Annotated in this window: 15 protein-coding genes; 5 read left to right on the forward strand and 10 right to left on the reverse strand. The window is 36.6% G+C overall.

Going from position 1 to position 17,631, the window contains the following annotated elements; translation table 11 throughout:
• Positions 1-69: 69 nt before the first annotated feature.
• The 4 genes from ACZ42E_RS05250 to ACZ42E_RS05265 all read left to right on the forward strand — a co-directional run bounded on the left by ACZ42E_RS05250 (position 70) and on the right by ACZ42E_RS05265 (position 3,720).
• On the forward strand, positions 70-852 hold the full coding sequence (locus ACZ42E_RS05250) for a crotonase/enoyl-CoA hydratase family protein (protein ID WP_464893398.1): 783 nt from the start codon (positions 70-72) through the stop codon (positions 850-852).
• A 101-nt stretch (positions 853-953) separates the two neighbouring features.
• Positions 954-1,142, forward strand: coding sequence for a DUF1540 domain-containing protein (locus ACZ42E_RS05255; RefSeq protein ID WP_464893399.1), 189 nt, complete (start codon positions 954-956; stop codon positions 1,140-1,142).
• 201 nt (positions 1,143-1,343) lie between these two features.
• Positions 1,344-2,291 carry a cation diffusion facilitator family transporter gene (locus ACZ42E_RS05260; protein WP_464893400.1) on the forward strand — a complete coding sequence of 316 codons (948 nt, stop codon included), beginning with the start codon at positions 1,344-1,346 and terminating at the stop codon, positions 2,289-2,291.
• Positions 2,292-2,442: 151 nt separating this feature from the next.
• Entirely contained in the window at positions 2,443-3,720 is a 1,278-nt protein-coding gene (locus ACZ42E_RS05265; protein WP_464893401.1) for a D-alanyl-D-alanine carboxypeptidase family protein, read from the forward strand.
• A gap of 218 nt (positions 3,721-3,938) precedes the next feature.
• Here ACZ42E_RS05265 and ACZ42E_RS05270 read toward each other — a convergent pair whose 3' ends face one another.
• Positions 3,939-5,393 (reverse strand): 4Fe-4S binding protein, encoded by a 1,455-nt coding sequence (locus ACZ42E_RS05270; protein WP_464893402.1) that lies wholly within the window; start codon positions 5,391-5,393, stop codon positions 3,939-3,941.
• 170 nt (positions 5,394-5,563) lie between these two features.
• Complete coding sequence (locus tag ACZ42E_RS05275) at positions 5,564-6,517, reverse strand: LysR substrate-binding domain-containing protein (RefSeq protein ID WP_464893403.1); 954 nt, start codon at positions 6,515-6,517, stop codon at positions 5,564-5,566.
• Positions 6,518-6,814: 297 nt separating this feature from the next.
• On the opposite strand from ACZ42E_RS05275, the gene ACZ42E_RS05280 reads away from it, so the two are divergent.
• The gene (locus ACZ42E_RS05280; RefSeq protein WP_464893404.1) at positions 6,815-7,792 is read left to right on the forward strand and encodes a M99 family carboxypeptidase catalytic domain-containing protein; all 978 of its coding nucleotides are present in this window, start codon (positions 6,815-6,817) and stop codon (positions 7,790-7,792) included.
• A gap of 16 nt (positions 7,793-7,808) precedes the next feature.
• On the opposite strand, the gene ACZ42E_RS05285 is transcribed toward ACZ42E_RS05280, so the two are convergent.
• From ACZ42E_RS05285 to ACZ42E_RS05320, 8 genes are all read right to left on the reverse strand, one after another.
• Positions 7,809-9,353 (reverse strand): putative amidoligase domain-containing protein, encoded by a 1,545-nt coding sequence (locus tag ACZ42E_RS05285; protein WP_464893405.1) that lies wholly within the window; start codon positions 9,351-9,353, stop codon positions 7,809-7,811.
• A 4-nt stretch (positions 9,354-9,357) separates the two neighbouring features.
• Positions 9,358-10,494 carry a YheC/YheD family endospore coat-associated protein gene (locus tag ACZ42E_RS05290; RefSeq protein WP_464893406.1) on the reverse strand — a complete coding sequence of 379 codons (1,137 nt, stop codon included), beginning with the start codon at positions 10,492-10,494 and terminating at the stop codon, positions 9,358-9,360.
• Between the two features lie 128 nt (positions 10,495-10,622).
• Positions 10,623-12,062, reverse strand: coding sequence for a TrkH family potassium uptake protein (locus ACZ42E_RS05295; RefSeq protein WP_464893407.1), 1,440 nt, complete (start codon positions 12,060-12,062; stop codon positions 10,623-10,625).
• Between the two features lies 1 nt (position 12,063).
• On the reverse strand, positions 12,064-13,416 hold the full coding sequence (gene trkA / locus ACZ42E_RS05300) for a Trk system potassium transporter TrkA (RefSeq protein WP_464893408.1): 1,353 nt from the start codon (positions 13,414-13,416) through the stop codon (positions 12,064-12,066).
• Positions 13,417-13,427: 11 nt separating this feature from the next.
• Complete coding sequence (gene ychF / locus ACZ42E_RS05305; protein WP_464893409.1) at positions 13,428-14,513, reverse strand: redox-regulated ATPase YchF; 1,086 nt, start codon at positions 14,511-14,513, stop codon at positions 13,428-13,430.
• Positions 14,514-14,712: 199 nt separating this feature from the next.
• Positions 14,713-15,543 carry a PH domain-containing protein gene (locus ACZ42E_RS05310; protein WP_464893410.1) on the reverse strand — a complete coding sequence of 277 codons (831 nt, stop codon included), beginning with the start codon at positions 15,541-15,543 and terminating at the stop codon, positions 14,713-14,715.
• A gap of 30 nt (positions 15,544-15,573) precedes the next feature.
• Positions 15,574-16,422, reverse strand: a complete 849-nt coding sequence (locus ACZ42E_RS05315; RefSeq protein WP_464893483.1) for a 3-hydroxyacyl-CoA dehydrogenase family protein — start codon at positions 16,420-16,422, stop codon at positions 15,574-15,576.
• A gap of 31 nt (positions 16,423-16,453) precedes the next feature.
• The gene (locus ACZ42E_RS05320; protein WP_464893484.1) at positions 16,454-17,575 is read right to left on the reverse strand and encodes a 6-phosphofructokinase; all 1,122 of its coding nucleotides are present in this window, start codon (positions 17,573-17,575) and stop codon (positions 16,454-16,456) included.
• Between the last annotated feature and the right edge of the window lie 56 nt (positions 17,576-17,631).

Below are 17,631 nucleotides of genomic sequence, written 5' to 3' on the forward strand. Positions count from 1 at the left end.
ATACTTGACCGGCAGTAAATTTTGGTATAAACATAAGTAAACAGGAGTAATTTCAGGGGGGATATTTTTATGCCTAAAGTTACTGTGGAGAGGGATGGACATGTTTTGCTTATAGGGATGAATAGGCCAGAAAAGAGAAATGCTCTGGATGTGGAAATGTATATGGAACTGGCGGCTGCTTACGGCAAACTGCATCGAGATCCGGATTTATGGTGTGGGTTGGTTTTTGCTCATGGTGAACATTTTACAGCAGGATTGGATTTGGTGGAATGGGCTCCTATCTTCAGCCAGGGCAAATTGCCGGATTTAGATGAAAGCTTGATTGATCCTTTTGGGCTTGATGAAGATCGCAGGCTCAGCAAACCTTTAGTAATGGCGGTACAGGGTATTTGTTATACTATCGGGTTTGAAATGCTGCTGACTACCGATGTGCGGATAGCAGCAGCCAACACCCGTCTGGCACAAATTGAAGTAAAAAGAGGTATTTATCCAGTAGGGGGAGCAACAGTAAGGCTTTTCCAGGAAATCGGCTGGGCTAATGCCATGCGCTATCTGCTTACGGGGGATGAAATAACGGCAGAAGAAGCTTATCGACTTGGTTTGGTGCAGGAGGTAACTGAGGTAGGTAAACAATTTGAACGGGCTCTAGAAATTGCTCACCGCATTGCTAAACAAGCTCCTTTAGGAGTACAGGCCATACTTCGTTCGGCTCGTATTGCGCAAATCCAGGGAAATAAAGCAGCTTTAGAAAGATTGTTCCCTGATATAGGACCTATAATGCAGAGTGAAGATGCTCAGGAAGGAATAAGGGCTTTTATAGAAAGAAGGGAAGCAGTATTTAAAGGAAAATAAATTTTAAATTTTTTGCTTCCTATTGCATATATTAGTTATAATTCGGTCATAATTAGGAAAAATAAAGATTACTTTTTATAACCGAAAGGAGAAAAAATATCATGTCCAGAATTGTTAAGTGCATGTGCGAAGAGTGTTTATATAACAGCAATAATGCCTGTACAGCTGATGCAGTTGAAATTCGTTCCAGTAACAACCTCAGGGTAAATAGCGCTGATGATACTATGTGCAGTACTTTTAGGTCCAGAAAAGGGGGGAAAGAGGAAGGCAATATATATACTTCCCTATAAAAAGAAGAGAATTTTTATCTAATATTTGACATATTCATGATATATATGTTATTTTTATGCTTAATGAAATATTAAGAAAAACAAGGTCAGGCTTTTCTAGAAGCCGGGCCCTGGTAGTGGGCAGCGGAATTACCGCGGGACTGCAATACATATTATTGAAGTTCTGCGGTAATTTTTTAATTTTTAGGGGGGGAGATAAGAATGGATTTGCTTACAGTGAAAATTAACGATTTTCTGCTTACCAGGCTTTTAAGGAAGAAAACAAATCTGAATGATATAAACAATCCAGTGGAAAGGAAAAAGATAGCCTATCTGGAAGCCTGGATAAGTATAATAGGGAACTTGATTCTGGCTCTAATCAAATTTATATTCGGAATAATTTTGAATAGTATAGCCCTGCTTGCTGATGCAGTACATACTGCATCAGATGTGTTAACTTCCTTTATGGTTCTTTTAGGTTTTAAACTTTCATCTATACCTCCAGATGAAAAACATCCTTACGGACATGGCAGGATTGAATTTATAGCTACATTAATTATATCTTTGATGCTTATAGGGGTAGGCATAAAATTTGGCCTGGAATCTTTTACCCGTTTAAGAACGCATACCATAGTAGAAGGAAGCATAGGGATTGCATTCTTCATGGTTTTAGCCGGTTTGTTGAAAGAATTGATGTCACGTATTTCTATTGATCTGGGGAATAGAATAAAGGCATCAGCCTTGATTGCAGATGCCTGGCATCACCGTACAGATGCAGTAGCTTCGGTTTTAGTTGCTGTAGCCATATTTGCTTCCCAATATGGCTATTATAAAGTTGATGCCGTACTAGGTTTAGCTGTCTCAGTATTGATTATCTATACTGGAATAGAAATATTTATGGATGCCTCATCCAAGATTATTGGGGAGAGTGATGCTGAAGATATAGCCAAAATTTCTGACCTGGCCTGTTCAGTAGAAGGAGTAGTTTCAGCTCATGACATAAATGTCCACAGTTATGGTGCTAATAAAGCCATTTCTCTTCATATTGAGGTAGAAGACGATTTGTCAATGGAAGCGGCTCATGATGTGGCTCATGAAGTGGAAAATCTTATTAATAAAAATATGTATGCTTCAACTACCGTACATGTTGACAAGGTGAAGGCCCGATGATATCGTTAAGCCAAAACCTGGTTTTATCCTGCTTGCTTAGTTATCATTTGTACAGCAGATGAGAATTGATTAATAAAACAATAGATAATAAATTATAATTAAGATGATTTACTGACTTTAGCAAAAATCGAAGCAGGGAGAAAAAGTATATATGCCAAAAAAATTTAGATTATTCCTCTATACTGTTATATCATTGTTATTAGTTTTAGCTCCTGTTAACATTCTTAATATCTGGAATAATGTGAATGCATCGGAAACTCTTGAAATAAACGGAAAATCCGCCATATTAATAGATGCTGCTTCGGGGCGCATACTTTATGAAAAGAATGCTTATGAAAAACTGCCTATGGCCAGTTTAACCAAAATAATGACGGCTCTTTTAGTAGCGGAAAAAGGTGATCTGGATAAAAAAGTAAAAATAAGCTCATACGCAGCCAGTATTCCCGAGTGTACCATTTATCTAGAAGAAGAGGAAGAGTTAACCCGACGTGAATTGCTGTATGCCCTGATGCTGAGATCGGCTAATGATGCTTCTGTAGCCCTGGCTGAAAGTATAGCTGGCAGTGAGGAAGCTTTTGTAAGATTAATGAACAGGAAAGCAGCTGAACTGGGATTAAAAAATACTCACTATGTTAATCCTCATGGGCTAGATGCAGAAGGGCACTATAGTTCAGCTTATGATCTTGCTATATTAAGCAGGGAAGCTTTGAAACATAAAGATTTGGCTGTTATCATGGCAACCAGGCAAAAAATTATACCGGGACCTAAAGAAGATCGTATACTAATCAATATGAACAGGTTACTGTACCGTTACGAAGGAGCTATTGGGGTAAAAACAGGATATACCAAAAGGGCAGGCAATTGTGTGGTAGGAGCTGCCAAAAAGGGGGATATGGTATTGATAGCGGTTTCTATGAATTCCCCCTCGGTTTATGAAGATTTAATCAACATGTTAGATTATGGATTTAACAACTATAAATTATTTAATATAGCTTCAAAGAAACAGGTGGGTGAAGAAGTAAAAGTAAATGGTGGAGAAGCTAAGACTTTAAAAATATCCCTAAATGAAGATTTGAAGATAGCAGCCAGCGATGATGAAATAAAATATATGACTTATAAAATCATATCGCCTGGTGAAATTAATGCCCCCGTAAAAAAGGGAAGCAGGATAGGAATCTGCCAGGTTTATTTAAAAGGCAAACCTCTGGTACAGGCTGATATTGTTGCTGACTATTCGGTAGCTAAAAGAGAAATCCCTAATTTCATAGCTGCTACTTTTAATTTTTTATATAACAAATGGTTTTGGGCTTTAGTATTAATTGTTTTAATAGGCTGGAAAAAAAGAGCTGATTTAGAAGAAAAACTGAAAGAATTTTTGCGCTGGCTTTTAAGAAAAAAGATTGAAGAAATGAAAATGAAAAATAAATAAAAATGAAGAAATGAATACTTATCCTCCTGATGGAGATTCAGGAGGATAAGTATGTTTTTAGGTGCATTTTAAGGCAAAAATGAATTGGTTTACATAATGTTCATTATAGGAAGTTTATAAAATTATAAAAAAACCAGGCTGCTGATAAAGTAAAGCCGATTTGTATATACAGCTTTGTATATACAGCTTTGTATATACAGCCTGGTTACTTTTAATATCTACGCAGTTTCGTAATAAATACTTTCTTTTTCTACTCCAGCTTCATTTAACAAGTTCAGGCAGGCTTCAATCATAGCTGGTGAACCACACATGTATATTTTATATCCATTTAGATCAAGTTCGCGCATTGCATCAGTTACTAACCCTTTTTTTCCCTTCCATTTTTTATCACTGGATACAACAGGAATATATTCGAAATTAGAATGATTTTTCATTAATTCGATAAAGTGTTCATTATAAATAAGCTCATTTTTATTATTTACTCCATGAATCAGCTTTATTTCGGCTGCGCCTTTTTCTAAAGCTTCCTGGGTCATAGGCAAAAATGGAGTTATTCCTATTCCGCCTGCCACGAAAAGAAATTTTTCAGCAGAAGGATTTTTAATAATCATCGCATGCCCCAGAGGGCCTCTTAAAAGAACCCTGTCCCCTTTTTTGAAATTGTTAAATATTATATTGGTTCCGTATCCTTTGGGAACTTTTTTAACAATAATTTTAAGAATTCCTTTGTTGTAATAAGATATGGAGTAAGCCCTGTACATCATAGGATTATCCTGTATTTTTACAAGTATAAATTGCCCTGCCTTGAAACTTATCGTTGAAGGATTTAAGAGTTTAAAAATATATTCACGGGTATCTGCATTAAGTTCAAGTATGTCAATTATTTGAGCTGTAATTTCTACTGGTTTAATAGCTACTTCGTTTGCATGCTTTTCTTTAATGTATAAGGCTTCTTTTCGGGTATTTATCGATAAAATTCCGGCTGGGCAGTTTTTTACACATGTTTGGCATCTTATGCAGTGCTCGTTATTAAGCTGATTATCATCATTAAACTCCAGATAGGGAGTTAGCTGCATCGGGCAAACACGTGCACATTTTCCACATATGTGGCACATGTCCTTGTTGGCTATAGTAACTTTTTCATCTGTTTTATGATTTAGTTTTAATAAATTACCTAATTTATAAAAAAGAATTTGCATGGTCCCCATAGGACAGATTCTGCACCAGGCTCTAGGCGCAACAGTAATTGCTAAAATACTGCCTAATATAGTTACTACTAGATAATTCATTACAAATATATAGCCTAACTTATCAACAAATGGAGTTGTTCCCCATATAGATATTACTTTAGCCAGTCTGCTTCCCAGCATATACATAAACCATACAAACATCAAAAATATAGTTGCTTTATGTTTTAGAAAGGCTGGTAATGAAACATTACGGCTTACTGGCATAATTATTCCGTCAAAAAGGCTTCCATGTGGGCATATATTGCCGCACCAGTATTTACCTTTCAGGGTTCCCATTATCATAAGAGTAAGCATTATTGGTATCATTAATAATCCCAATTTAGGATACCACAGCCCCCCTACAGCAACTAACAAAATAAAAAGCCAGATATATTTGCGCAAAGGCGTAAATATGCGGTTACTTTTAATATAATAAAATTCCATTTTATATTACCTCCTTTGAATTATTGACTTGCTTATACATATACCCCCTATATGTATAAGCAAGTCAAATTTTATTATAACCATATTAAAATGTCAAGAAAAAATAAAAAGGCAAAGTCGAGTAGTGACTTTGCCTTTTTGGCAATAAGCTGAATGATAGTTTATATAACTTATATAAAGCGCATTTTATTTTTGGCAATATGCTCTTCTTCAGCTTTCCAGATAGTATCAGGAGAAGTCAAAAATTCAAAAAGCTCTTTTTTTAGTCCAGTAAGGGTCTCACCGCTGCGTATTACCACTTCTATATTCCAGCTCAGCTGCAGGTTTTCCCCTTCCAGTGTTATTTCCACCAGCTTGCCTTCCTTGATTTCTTTTTCCACTACCGGATAAGGTATTATAGCTAAACCTACATTGTTTAAAACTGCCTGTTTCATGGCTTCCCAGTTGGTTATTTCCATTACAATATTCATATCATCCAAATTATATCCTATGCTTTTTAGATAAGAATTAAACAGATAGCGCAGGGTGGATTCTTCCTCTCTAGCAATAAAAGGTTCAGTCATTAAGTCTTTAATACTGATATTGCGTATTTTTTTCCACTTTTCATTAGCTGGTGCCACCAAAACCAATTTGTTGCTTAATATCTTATGCCTTTCTATATCTGGACCATAGCTCATATCCCCTTCAACTACTCCTATATCCAGGCTTCTTTCTCTTAGAGCTTCTATAATTTCATACGAATGGGCGATATTTACCCTTACATAAGCATTGGGGTTACGAGCCTTAAAAATCTTTATGGCTGAAGGCAAAAAATAATTGCCTGGCGAATTACTTGCCCCCAGTTTTATAAATTCTTTGGTAGAACCGCTTATTTTAGCAAGTTCAGTTTCCAGTTCATTAAATAGAGCCAGTATTTTTTCCCCATATTCATAAAACTTTTTGCCTGCTTCAGTAAGTTTTACTCCATTACTGCCGCGTTCAAAAAGTTCAACATTGTAATACTGCTCCAATGATTTAATCTGTGAGCTTATAGCAGGCTGAGTAAAGTTCAGTATTTTAGCAGCCCTGGTGAAACTTTTTACCTGTGCAATAGTACGGAAAATTTCAAATTGCTCAATGTTCATTTCTTCACCCCATTAATTTATAGCTAAATTTTACATTCATTAGTTTTTCGACAAAATATACCCATTTATTTTCTATTGTACCATAATAACAATTAATATGGTATAAAAATAACAATAATATCTTAACAAAAAAATGGCTAAAGTCAAGAAACTAATAAAAAATTTTTTATCATACTTTTACATTCTTCCCTTAATTTACTAAGAAAAACGAGAAGGTTTTTGCTAGTTTTTGTCGAAAATTGAAGTTGCTTACTTAATTGCGAAAAAACAATAACTTCAGGAAAGGAATGATAGCAGATGAAAAAGGTAAGCAACTTCAAACGACGATTGGCACACGCAACACTTTTTACTTTTTGCAGTTTTTCACTTCCTTTTTTACATACTGATATAGCAGATGCTGTTACCATAACTTACTCAGGACCTATAGATTATAAGGTTACAACTTATGATTCACCTGGCAGCTCTGCTATATATAATACATATACGCCTGTTACAACTACCATTAATGGGAAAACTTATACATATTATACTGTAAGCTCAAATACATATAATATTCAGCCTGAGGCTCCTGTAAAGTCACCAGTTACAACTACTATCCAAACTTCATCAACTGAAGTAAAAACAGTGGCTGCAGGTACCAAATGGGCAACGGAACTTTACATAATCCGCAGTTCTAAACCAGGTCCCACCGTAATGATTGTCGGAGGGGTACATGGCAATGAAGCTGCAGGCTATAAAGCGGCAGAAAAGATTAAGGAATGGAAAATAAATTGCGGTACTCTGCTGGTTTTGCCACAAGCAAACAAACTGGCTGTACAGGCTAATAAAAGATATGTTGAAGGCGAAGCTGATTTGAACCGTTCTTTCCCTACAAGAAGCTCGGAGTCTGGTGATACAGTACTGGCTAGAGCTATATACAGGGTAGTAAAGGAATATAATGTAGACTGGCTGATGGATATGCATGAGGGATATGATTTTTATAAAAGCTCGTCTACTGATTCGGTAGGACAAACCCTCATATATTACCCTGATTCTGATACCAAAAGAATAAGTGAAAAGATAGTTAATACACTGAATTCTGGCATAAAAACCTCCTATAAACAATTTTCTCTGCTCCGTTATCCTGTCCAGGGGAGTTTGTCCCGGGCCAGCGCAGAATTTTTAGGAGTAAAAAGTTTTATATTTGAAACTGCTCAAAAACAGGACTTATCTGAACGTATAAATTATCAATTAAAGGCTGCTGAAATATTATTAAAAGAATTAGGCATGAGATAAAAGAGCTGCCAAAAAATCAGTTTCTTCTCGTCTGGCCGGAGCGGTTGATTCGTATTGGCGATATGTTATTAACCCTCCGGTTTCTATTTCTGGTACTGGTATTTTGTATGGTGGTACCTCTATTGCTTATTGATATTCTGCTGATTCTTGTTTGCTGGCTTGCAGACATGCTTATTTGACCTATATTGGTTCTACTTTTGTCATATACACGTTTAGGGGTAATATTCCAAAAAATGCGGAAATCAACAGTTTCGTCCCAGATTATATCTTTTTCTACCATCTCCGGAATTATTTTAAGATATTCCCGGTAGATACTATACATATCTGTATTTTGTATATCATTCCATAAATAATTAAAATATTTTTTAAGATATTTCTGGTCTCCTGTATAAAAAGCTTTTTGCACTTCTGCTGAACATAAATAATTGGCGGACAAATAAGGATACCGGCTGGCTACAATCTTGGCTAGACATAGTACAGCAGCAGTTATATAAGGAGAAATGAGCCAGCTCCCAGGGGTACGGTATTCAAATCCCCCATGTTCTTTCTTTCTAAAATCCCCCATAAATCCATATTTTTTTCTTCTCCTGGCAGCAGTTGAAGGATTCTCAATTAAAGAAACTATTATTCCCAAATAGTTGTCTAAAGCTCGTAAAAGCTTAAAATTAAGATCAATATTGCTGAAGTGGATATGTCCTCCTATATAATAGCCATTAAATGGCTGACTGCCTGCCAGCCATTTAATATTTTTGTAAGGGGCTAATTTATTGGCTGACAGTAAGGCCTGCTTTATATTTTGCGTAAGTTCAAGAGGGGATGGAGTAGGTTTAGGCCTTATTTCAGCGATGGGTCGTTGCTGGCGATTCGGCATTCTTATGTTGTCACATCCTACTATACCTTCCCGGGGGAAAAAATCAGATGCGGCTATTATTTTTTGTGTTTTGGAATTAATTATCATAAATTCAGGATCGGCTCCCATTTTTACTTCTTTATTTTTTATATTTTCTATTTCCCACATTTTTTTGATATAGGATTTAACTGCTTCTATTTCTTTTTTGCGCAGTACGGGGGATGAATCTATATAACTTAATTTATATTGTTTGCGCGTATTTAAAATTATGACTACTTTAGCTATATCCAAACCCAAAGAATAGACAGCTTTTTTAGCCATATCTGTTATTTTGGGATTATCAATCTCCCGTATATATCTTGATGATTCTTTAGTTTTGGATGAAGGTTTTACCCGTATTGATATAATGTTAAAATCACATATCAGTAATTCATAAACACGGTTTATCCTATCACTGTTATTTTCATTGACATAAGGGACATTATTCATATCCAGTATTTCTTTAAATTTTTCTTTTTGCAGATTGTTTATAGCTTCCGGGGAATTTATCACCAATCTATGTTCTGAATATTTATCAAGGATGTGTATTTCCATATATTCAGATTGATTTATCTGGACATAGTTTATCTTTACATCCTGCCATTCGTTTTGGATGAAATTTTTTAACTCTTCTCCCGTTTCATTTGGAGAATAGAATAATACAATATTCATGTTATTAAGCCTTCCTTTTAGAAATGGAATGGGCAACAAAAATAAAATAGTCGGTAAGAAGTTCAAGGTGGTTTTGCCGTATATGTTCTTCATCAAAACTGGCTGGTTTGGAATTTACCTCAAATATATAGAGATTGCCTTTTTCATCTATGCCAATATCTAAAGAGAGTATAGCTAAGTTTATATCTAAATCCTTTTCCAAAATGAGGGGTACATTCTCACATATAAAGTTTATATCTGATTTTATGTCCCTTAATTTTTCATGATTAAAAACAAGGCTTATTACTTCTTCAAAAGAAGCAGCTTTCCCGCCGTTGGGGATATGGGTCACAAAACGATCCGGAGCAGCTACTCGTACCCCTATACCGGTTAAAGTCCATTTTCCATGACCGTTTTTTTGTATCTGGGTTCTTAAATCAAATACCCTTCCTTTATACTGTGCTAGTTTAATGCCTTCCTGCAGCAGATAAGATTTGGGATATCCCATATATTTTAATAATTTATTGTATAAATCCTGATATGAGCTGCATTTAATCCACCTTAAAGGTTTTTCATCTGCACATGCAAAAATAAACCCTTTTTTATAAGGAGACTTTGAAATTTTTATAATTCCCTTTCCCAGGCTGCTATTCTGAGGTTTTAGAAAGACGTCAGAATACAGGCTGGTAAATTGCTTGAGAGATGTTTTGGAAAAAGGCACAGTTGCAGGTAAAAAAGGAGTCATATCGGGATGATTTTTTAATGTCAGATATACCTCCCATTTATTTAAAAATCTTGTATTAAATATATAAATATTATTATTTTGAAATTTTTGAAAGATATTTTGTATATAGGCTTTTTTTTCATCACTTCTGTAGGAAAGTCGATTATATATAACAGGTGGAAAATCGAAATATTTAAAGATCCAGCGATTATTTTTATCTAATGTAATGCCTTTGATTTTTTTCCCCTTCCATGATACATCCAGGGGATGGAAAAAAAATATCAAGATATTCTTTTTTCTTCCCCACAGGATCAGCTCTTTATACAAGCGAGCAGTTTTTCCCCCGGAATAAAATATGCTGTAACTGTTTCCGGTTATAAGCACTCCCACAGATATAAGAGGGGAGGTCCGTTTATGGCCAGATTCTTCATTACCCATCTGTTATCTCCCTTAAAATTCATTACACAGGTTTACTCCATAATATGAAGTTTGGCCCAAGTAGGTGCTTCCCCTGTAGTATTACAGAAAACAAAAAAACGGCCTAATAGCCGTTTCAAATTATGTATCTATTCTTTCCAGTATCTCGGCATAAAAAGAATCAGGGCTGGATATATTTCCAAACGTCCCAAAAGCATCAATATACTGAGAACGTATTTCCCAAATACAGGAATATGGGCGAAGTTTTCTACCGGTCCGACAGTTCCGAATCCTGGTCCTATATTACCTATACAGGTCATACATGAAGTAAGTGAAGTTAAAAGGTCTACGCCCATGGCTCCTAAAAGAATAGTCCCTGTAAGAATTAAAACTATATAAAGGAAAAAATACTGCAGAACATTCATAATTAAAGCATTACTCAACACTTTATCTCCGAACCGTAAGGAGATCAGAGCTTTAGGATGCAGCATTTGTTCCAGCTCGATTTTAGCCTGTTTTAGTATTATCATGTGCCTTCCGACTTTTATGCTTCCTGCTGTAGAACCAGCACATCCTCCGATAAACATGAGCAAGAATATAACTGTTTGTCCCAGTGGATTCCATTTTTCATAATCAGCAGTAGCAAAGCCAGTAGTAGTCAAAATTGATATTACCTGAAACAAGGAAGAGCGAATCCTTTCTTCCCAGTCAGGTATAGTACTTAGTGAAATAACAACTAAAAGGGCAGCTGCTAATGTAATATAGGTATAAAATCTGAATTCTGAATTTTGCCATATGCTTTTTAAGCTCCAGTTTTTATATGCAAAGTAATAAAGAGAAAAGTTAGCACCGGCCAGGAACATAAAAACGATTATTGTCCACTGTATGGCAGGATTATAAAAGGCTATGCTTTGGTTTTTGGTGGAAAATCCGCCAGTAGCCATGGTAGTGAAAGTATGACATAAAGCATCAAAAATATTCATGCCAAAAGCAATCAGAAAAACGAACAAAAATAAGCTGATGACCACATATGTAATCCACAGCAGCTTGGCGGTTTCCCTGATACGAGGACTTATTTTTTCTGATATGGGTCCTGGAACTTCAGCCCTAAAAATCTGATTAGCCCTTACTCCCATACTTACAATTATAGCGACGAACAGGGCCATGATTCCCATGCCGCCCAGCCATTGGGTAAGGCTGCGCCAAAAAAGGAGGCTATAAGGGAGAGCCTCGATATCAGTAAGTATACTTGATCCTGTCGTTGTAAAACCTGATACGGTTTCAAAAAAAGCATCGGCAAAGGTTGGGAAGTAACCGCTAAAAACAAAGGGTAAAGAACCGAACAACGATGCTGAAAGCCAGCCCAAACTTACAATAGCGAAACCTTCCCGATAATTTATTTCACTATTATGCCGGTATATAAAACTTAAGAATACACCTGAAAAAATCGTTATAAGAGCTGCTGAAAGAATGCTTCGTAGAACATCCTCATTAAAATAAATAGCCCATATTATAGAAGTCAACATGGCTATTCCTATTATGATCAATATTCGGCCAATATAATTAAGGATTACTTCTTTTCTTATCACCCTAATTTTTGCCTCCAGAAGAAAATATTTTTTCTACTTTATGAATACTGCGTGGTAAACTGAAAACCATCAGCTGGTCGTCAGGCTTAATTATACTGTTGCCGTTAGGAATTATCACTTTTCCCTCACGGACTATAGCCCCTACTACTGAACCACTGGGAAACTTAAGCTTTTTAAGCTCTTTGCCTACTGCTAATGAACCAGATTGGGCATAAAATTCCAAAATTTCTGCCCTTTCATCCCCTAATACAGTAACAGATATAATATTACCTTTGCGGATATATTTGAGTATAGCCCCGGCAGTAAGTATGCGGGGGCTCAATACTATATCAATGCCAATCTGTTCCATAAGAGGCATTATATCTGCTCTTTTAATTTTGGCAATAGTTTTTTTGGCTCCCAGATTTTTGGCAATAAGACAGGAAAGAAGATTAATTTTATCATCATCAGTGACAGCTACAAAAAGATCTGACTGACCTACATTTTCATTTTCCAGCAGGTCAAGATCACTCCCATCACCATGAATTATTAAACTGTTCTTGAGTTTGGCAGCTACCTCCCTAGCTCGTTTTTCGCTTTTTTCTATAATTTTTATATTTATAGGGAGTTTTTCTTTTTCAAGGATATGAGCCAGATAACATCCGGTACGTCCTGCCCCCAGAATAGTAAGGTGTTCCACTTTTTTTCGATAAATGCCAAGTGACCTTAAAACTTCCTGCATATCATCGGTATTAGCCATAAGATAAATGTGATCCCCAGGTTTAATAACATCATCCCCGCTGGGTACAATCATTTTATGCTTGCGTACAATAGAAACAATTACATATTTAGAAGTATCCAAATCTCTGAGGCGCATATTGACCGCAGGTGATTTTTCAGGAACTACAAACTCTACCAGCTGCACTTTACCATCTGCATAATATTCAACATCCAGTACTTCCGGATTTTTTACGATTTTGGCAATTTCCTCAGCAGTAACCCTTTCGGGATTTATAATAAGATCTATACCCAGCAAAGATTCCGGTGAAAAATGGGGAGTTTCCACATATTCAGGATTGCGAACCCTGGCAATGGTAGTTTTTACACCATACTGCTTGGCCAGCAGACAGGCAATCATATTAAGTTCATCATATTCAGTAACTGCCACTACCATTTCTGCTGACTTGACTCCTGCCATTTCCAATACGCTCCAGGAAGCCCCACTACCCTGTATTACCTGTACATCCAGGGTTTCATCGATAAGTTTGGCTCTTTCTTCATCCTGTTCAATAACTACTACATCCTGGTTTTCGGATGACAGGAGCTGAGCAATGCTGAAACCAACTTTTCCTGCTCCTATAATTATTGATTTCATTTTACACCCACCTAAACATTAAATCTAAAATGAATTATATCACCATCTTTAACAATATAATCCTTTCCCTCTAACCTGAACAAGCCTTTTTCTTTTACAGCAGCTATGCTTTTTAATTCATACATAGCTTCGTAATCTATTACTTCTGCTCTTATAAATCCACGCTCAATATCAGAATGAATTTTACCGGCTGCCTTTTTGGCGGTAGTTCCTTTCTCGATAGTCCATGCTTTTACCTCATCTTCACCTACGGTAAAGAAAGATATAAGGCCTAACCTTTCGTACATGCTGCGGGCAATCTTAACTATTCCTGGTTCTGTAAGGCCCATTTCCTGCATAAAAAGTTCTTTTTCTTCCCCGCTTAATTCACTTATTTCTTTTTCCAGATTAGCAGAAACTTCTACCGCTGGAATACCCAGAACAGCAAGATGACTCAGGATTTTTTCCCTGTCTTTATAATCACTGCCGCTTAATACTTTTTCATCTACATTTAAACATACCAGCATAGGTTTGGTGGTTAAAAACTGGTAATTCTGTATTATTCCTTCTTCCTCTTCATCTAATTCTACTGAAGAGAGAGGCTTTTCTTCTTCCAGAGCTTTTTTTAGCTTTTCTAATAACTCCAGTTCTTTTAACATTTGGTTTTTCTTTTTATTTGCGTTTATACGTTCAATTCGTTTTTCAATAAGGTCCAAATCAGCCAGTAGAAGTTCATAGTTCAAAGTTTCAAAATCACCTAGAGGATTTATTTCCCCGCTTATTTCATTTTCAAAGGCGCGCACCACATGTAAAAGAGCATCTGCTTTTCTTACAGCATCCAGAAAAACAGAAGCCGATTTTCCCTCCCCTGGTACCAGCCCTGGAATATCGACAACTTCCAGCTGAGCATAAGTTGTCTTCTGGGGTTTAAATAGGCCTGACAGAAAATCTACTCTTTTATCCGGTATTTTAGCCATACCTGTGTTAGTTTTGCCGGCACTAAACTTGCCTTCTTTATTACCAGTTAGCAACTCATATATCGTAGTTTTCCCTACCATGGGAAGTCCAATTATGCCTAGCTGCATATCTTCCTTCAATCCTTTCCCAATATAATTCAAAACATCAAGACATATTATATATTTACCTTCCGCAAAATTCTAGAGGAGCTTTTATATATCTATGTTATACTTAAAATATATTAGTTTACATAATATATATTAAGTTAAATGATGCAGATACCTTTTAAAAAAATTAAGGCAGAAAAATATTATTTATCTGCCCTGAAAGACCCGTTTATTAAATGTTGTTTCCTTTTTATTATAAACTTATTTCCACTAAAGAAAGTATAAAAAAAGTGCCCGTAACTATTATTCCCAGTATTAAAAGCGCATATCCACCGTTTTGGCTGAATTGAAACAACCTGGCGGCGTTGGAAGTATTAAAAAAGAAAAGCCCTATGGCCAGTACCAGCAGAAGGATTATAAACCTGGAAGCTCCTGAGCCCGGGAAAAAAACAGCCAGGTATAAAGCGAAAGCCAGCAGCAGTATGATATTCAAAATGTACAGAAGTTTGTAGGAATTATCATCAGCTAATATCTTCCCTTTTGTTTCTTCAGGCAGGCTGTCCATATCTACATATTGAATTTCCTTTTTTGCTTTTTCGGCAATAAAATTGGCAGTTTTATCTATATTTTCAGGAGTTAGCCCATAAAATCCCTTGGCTGTTTTTAAGTATAAAAATCCTTTTTGAGTATCAGTAGCAAACATTCTTACGGGCCCTAAACCTCTTATATTATATAGGCCAACTGTGTATCCAGGCCAATTTATCCCAAATATCGAAAACAAATTCCCTTTGCCCTGAACCTTTATGACCTCATCGACATCTTCCCAGGTTATATATTTTTTCCGCAAACCCCAGCGTATTATGATGCCATTATCGTTGATGTAATACTGCATAGTTAACCCGCTTAAAACAACAACTATGAATATTCCCAAAAAGATAAAAGCTGGAATAAGTAATAATGTTTTAAGAGTAGCATCACCTTCTGTTAAAGAAAAATTGATCCCCCAGATACAAAAAAATAGAATGATAAAACCTATTATACTACCCAGCCATATGCCAGTTTTCCGGGAAATCCTATATTCCATATTATCCCTCCTGAATATATTAAATAAAAATTAATTATAAACATAAAAACCACGTCCGGATTTTTTGCCCAGATGTCCTGCTCTCACCATAGTTGCCAGTAAAGGATGAGGACGGTATTTTGTATCTCTAAACTCATTGTAGAAACTTAAAATTACTGAATATACAGTATCTAATCCTATTAGATCAGCTAATTCCAGAGGTCCTATTGGCATTCCTGCCCCCAGTTTCATGGCTAGATCAATCTCTTCTGCTTTGGCCAACCCTTCTGCATATATAAAAATCGCTTCATTTATATAAGGAACCAGTATTCTATTAACTACAAAACCAGGGCTTTCCCGGGAAATAATAATTTTTTCTTTGCCTATCCTGTTAACAAAACTGGAGGCAACTTCTACGGTTTTTTCATCAGTATCCATCCCCTTTACAATTTCCACCAGTTTCATAGCAGGAACCGGATTAAAAAAATGCATACCTATTACCCGCTCAGGATGTTTGGTAACTGAAGCAATTTCGGTTATAGATAAAGATGAGGTATTGGTAGCCAGAACCGCATCCTTTCTACACATATTATCCAGTTCTGCAAAAAGTTGCTTTTTGACTGCCATATTTTCTACCACTGCTTCTATTACGATATCAGCATCATATATTCTGGCTAAATCAGTAGTAGGGGTAATTCGGCTCAGGATGATATCTTTTTCAGAATTATCAATCAGTTTCTTGTTTATCAGCTTGTCTAAATTTTTCTCAATAGTTTTCATGCCTTCCTGAGCCAGTGAAAGCTGCAGGTCACGCAAAATAACAGCATAGCCTCCCTGTGCTGCCACCTGTGCTATTCCTGCTCCCATTATTCCAGCACCCAGTACGGCAACTTTATTTATTTGCATATATAGTCCTCCTCAAAAACTGTGCTTAGTCTCCAAAGCTTATGCCAACTGATCTTGCTGCATGAATGAGATCAGAATCAAGGGGAACCTTCCGCAGTTCTTTTACCGCTTCGGAAAGCGGTACAGTAACAATATCAGTCCCTTTAAGGCTTACCATGGTGCCAAATTCACCGCGGGCAAAGGCATCTACGGCAGCTACTCCATACCTGGTGGCTAATATGCGATCATAAGGAACAGGAGATCCCCCTCTTTGCAAATGCCCCAAAACCGTAACCCTGGTTTCGATACCGGTAAGTTTTTCAATTTCTTCAGCTACTTTGTGGCCAATTCCCCCCAAACGTACCGGATCATGGCTTTGAGGCACAATTTTTTGCACCACCATTTCTCCATCTTTAGGTTTGGCCCCTTCTGCTACCACAATTATGCTGAATTTTTTATTCTGCCGGTATCTTTCTTTTATTTTCTTTATTACCTTTTCTATATCATAAGGTATCTCAGGGATTAATATTACATCAGCACCTCCGGAAATTCCAGCATGAAGTGCAATCCAGCCTGCATATCTCCCCATGACTTCCAGTATCATTACCCGGTGATGGGATTCTGCTGTAGTATGCAGCCGGTCCAAAGCCTCAGAAGCTGTATCTACTGCTGTATTAAAACCGAAAGTAACATCAGTAGCAGACAGATCATTATCGATAGTCTTGGGCACTCCCACTACCGGTACCCCTTTTTGGTAGAATTTGTAGGCAATATTTAAACTGCCATCTCCTCCTATTATTATTAAACCATCCAATCCTAATTTTTTTAAATTTTCAACCGCTCGATCTGACTGGTCACTGAATTCTGGATTTTCAGGGGTTCCTCCTGTCATATAGCGAAAAGGATTGTCACGGTTGGTAGTACCTAAAATAGTACCTCCTGTATGAGCAATGCCAGAAACTGTTTCTAGATCCAAAGTAATGTAATTGTTTTCCACTAGTCCTTTAAAACCGTCAATAAATCCTATCACTTCATACTGATATACATTTATGGCTGTTTTGGTTACGGCACGGATTACAGCATTAAGGCCTGGACAATCCCCTCCCCCGGTTAAAACACCAATCCCTTTTGTATGTGCCACCGAAAGACTTCCTCCTTTAAAAAGCATAATAAACAAGGTGGGATTCCCCCACCTTACAATACTTATTATTCTATTCGCCAGGA

This window comes from Thermosyntropha tengcongensis, assembly GCF_055381335.1.

Coding starts and splice junctions, on each gene's coding strand:
- ACZ42E_RS05250 (WP_464893398.1), top strand. CDS start 70: ATGCCTAAAGTTACTGTGGAGAGGGATGGACATGTTTTGCTTATAGGG.
- ACZ42E_RS05255 (WP_464893399.1), top strand. CDS start 954: ATGTCCAGAATTGTTAAGTGCATGTGCGAAGAGTGTTTATATAACAGC.
- ACZ42E_RS05260 (WP_464893400.1), top strand. CDS start 1,344: ATGGATTTGCTTACAGTGAAAATTAACGATTTTCTGCTTACCAGGCTT.
- ACZ42E_RS05265 (WP_464893401.1), top strand. CDS start 2,443: ATGCCAAAAAAATTTAGATTATTCCTCTATACTGTTATATCATTGTTA.
- ACZ42E_RS05270 (WP_464893402.1), bottom strand. CDS start 5,393: ATGGAATTTTATTATATTAAAAGTAACCGCATATTTACGCCTTTGCGC.
- ACZ42E_RS05275 (WP_464893403.1), bottom strand. CDS start 6,517: ATGAACATTGAGCAATTTGAAATTTTCCGTACTATTGCACAGGTAAAA.
- ACZ42E_RS05280 (WP_464893404.1), top strand. CDS start 6,815: ATGAAAAAGGTAAGCAACTTCAAACGACGATTGGCACACGCAACACTT.
- ACZ42E_RS05285 (WP_464893405.1), bottom strand. CDS start 9,353: ATGAATATTGTATTATTCTATTCTCCAAATGAAACGGGAGAAGAGTTA.
- ACZ42E_RS05290 (WP_464893406.1), bottom strand. CDS start 10,494: ATGGGTAATGAAGAATCTGGCCATAAACGGACCTCCCCTCTTATATCT.
- trkA (WP_464893408.1), bottom strand. CDS start 13,416: ATGAAATCAATAATTATAGGAGCAGGAAAAGTTGGTTTCAGCATTGCT.
- ACZ42E_RS05310 (WP_464893410.1), bottom strand. CDS start 15,543: ATGGAATATAGGATTTCCCGGAAAACTGGCATATGGCTGGGTAGTATA.
- ACZ42E_RS05320 (WP_464893484.1), bottom strand. CDS start 17,575: ATGCTTTTTAAAGGAGGAAGTCTTTCGGTGGCACATACAAAAGGGATT.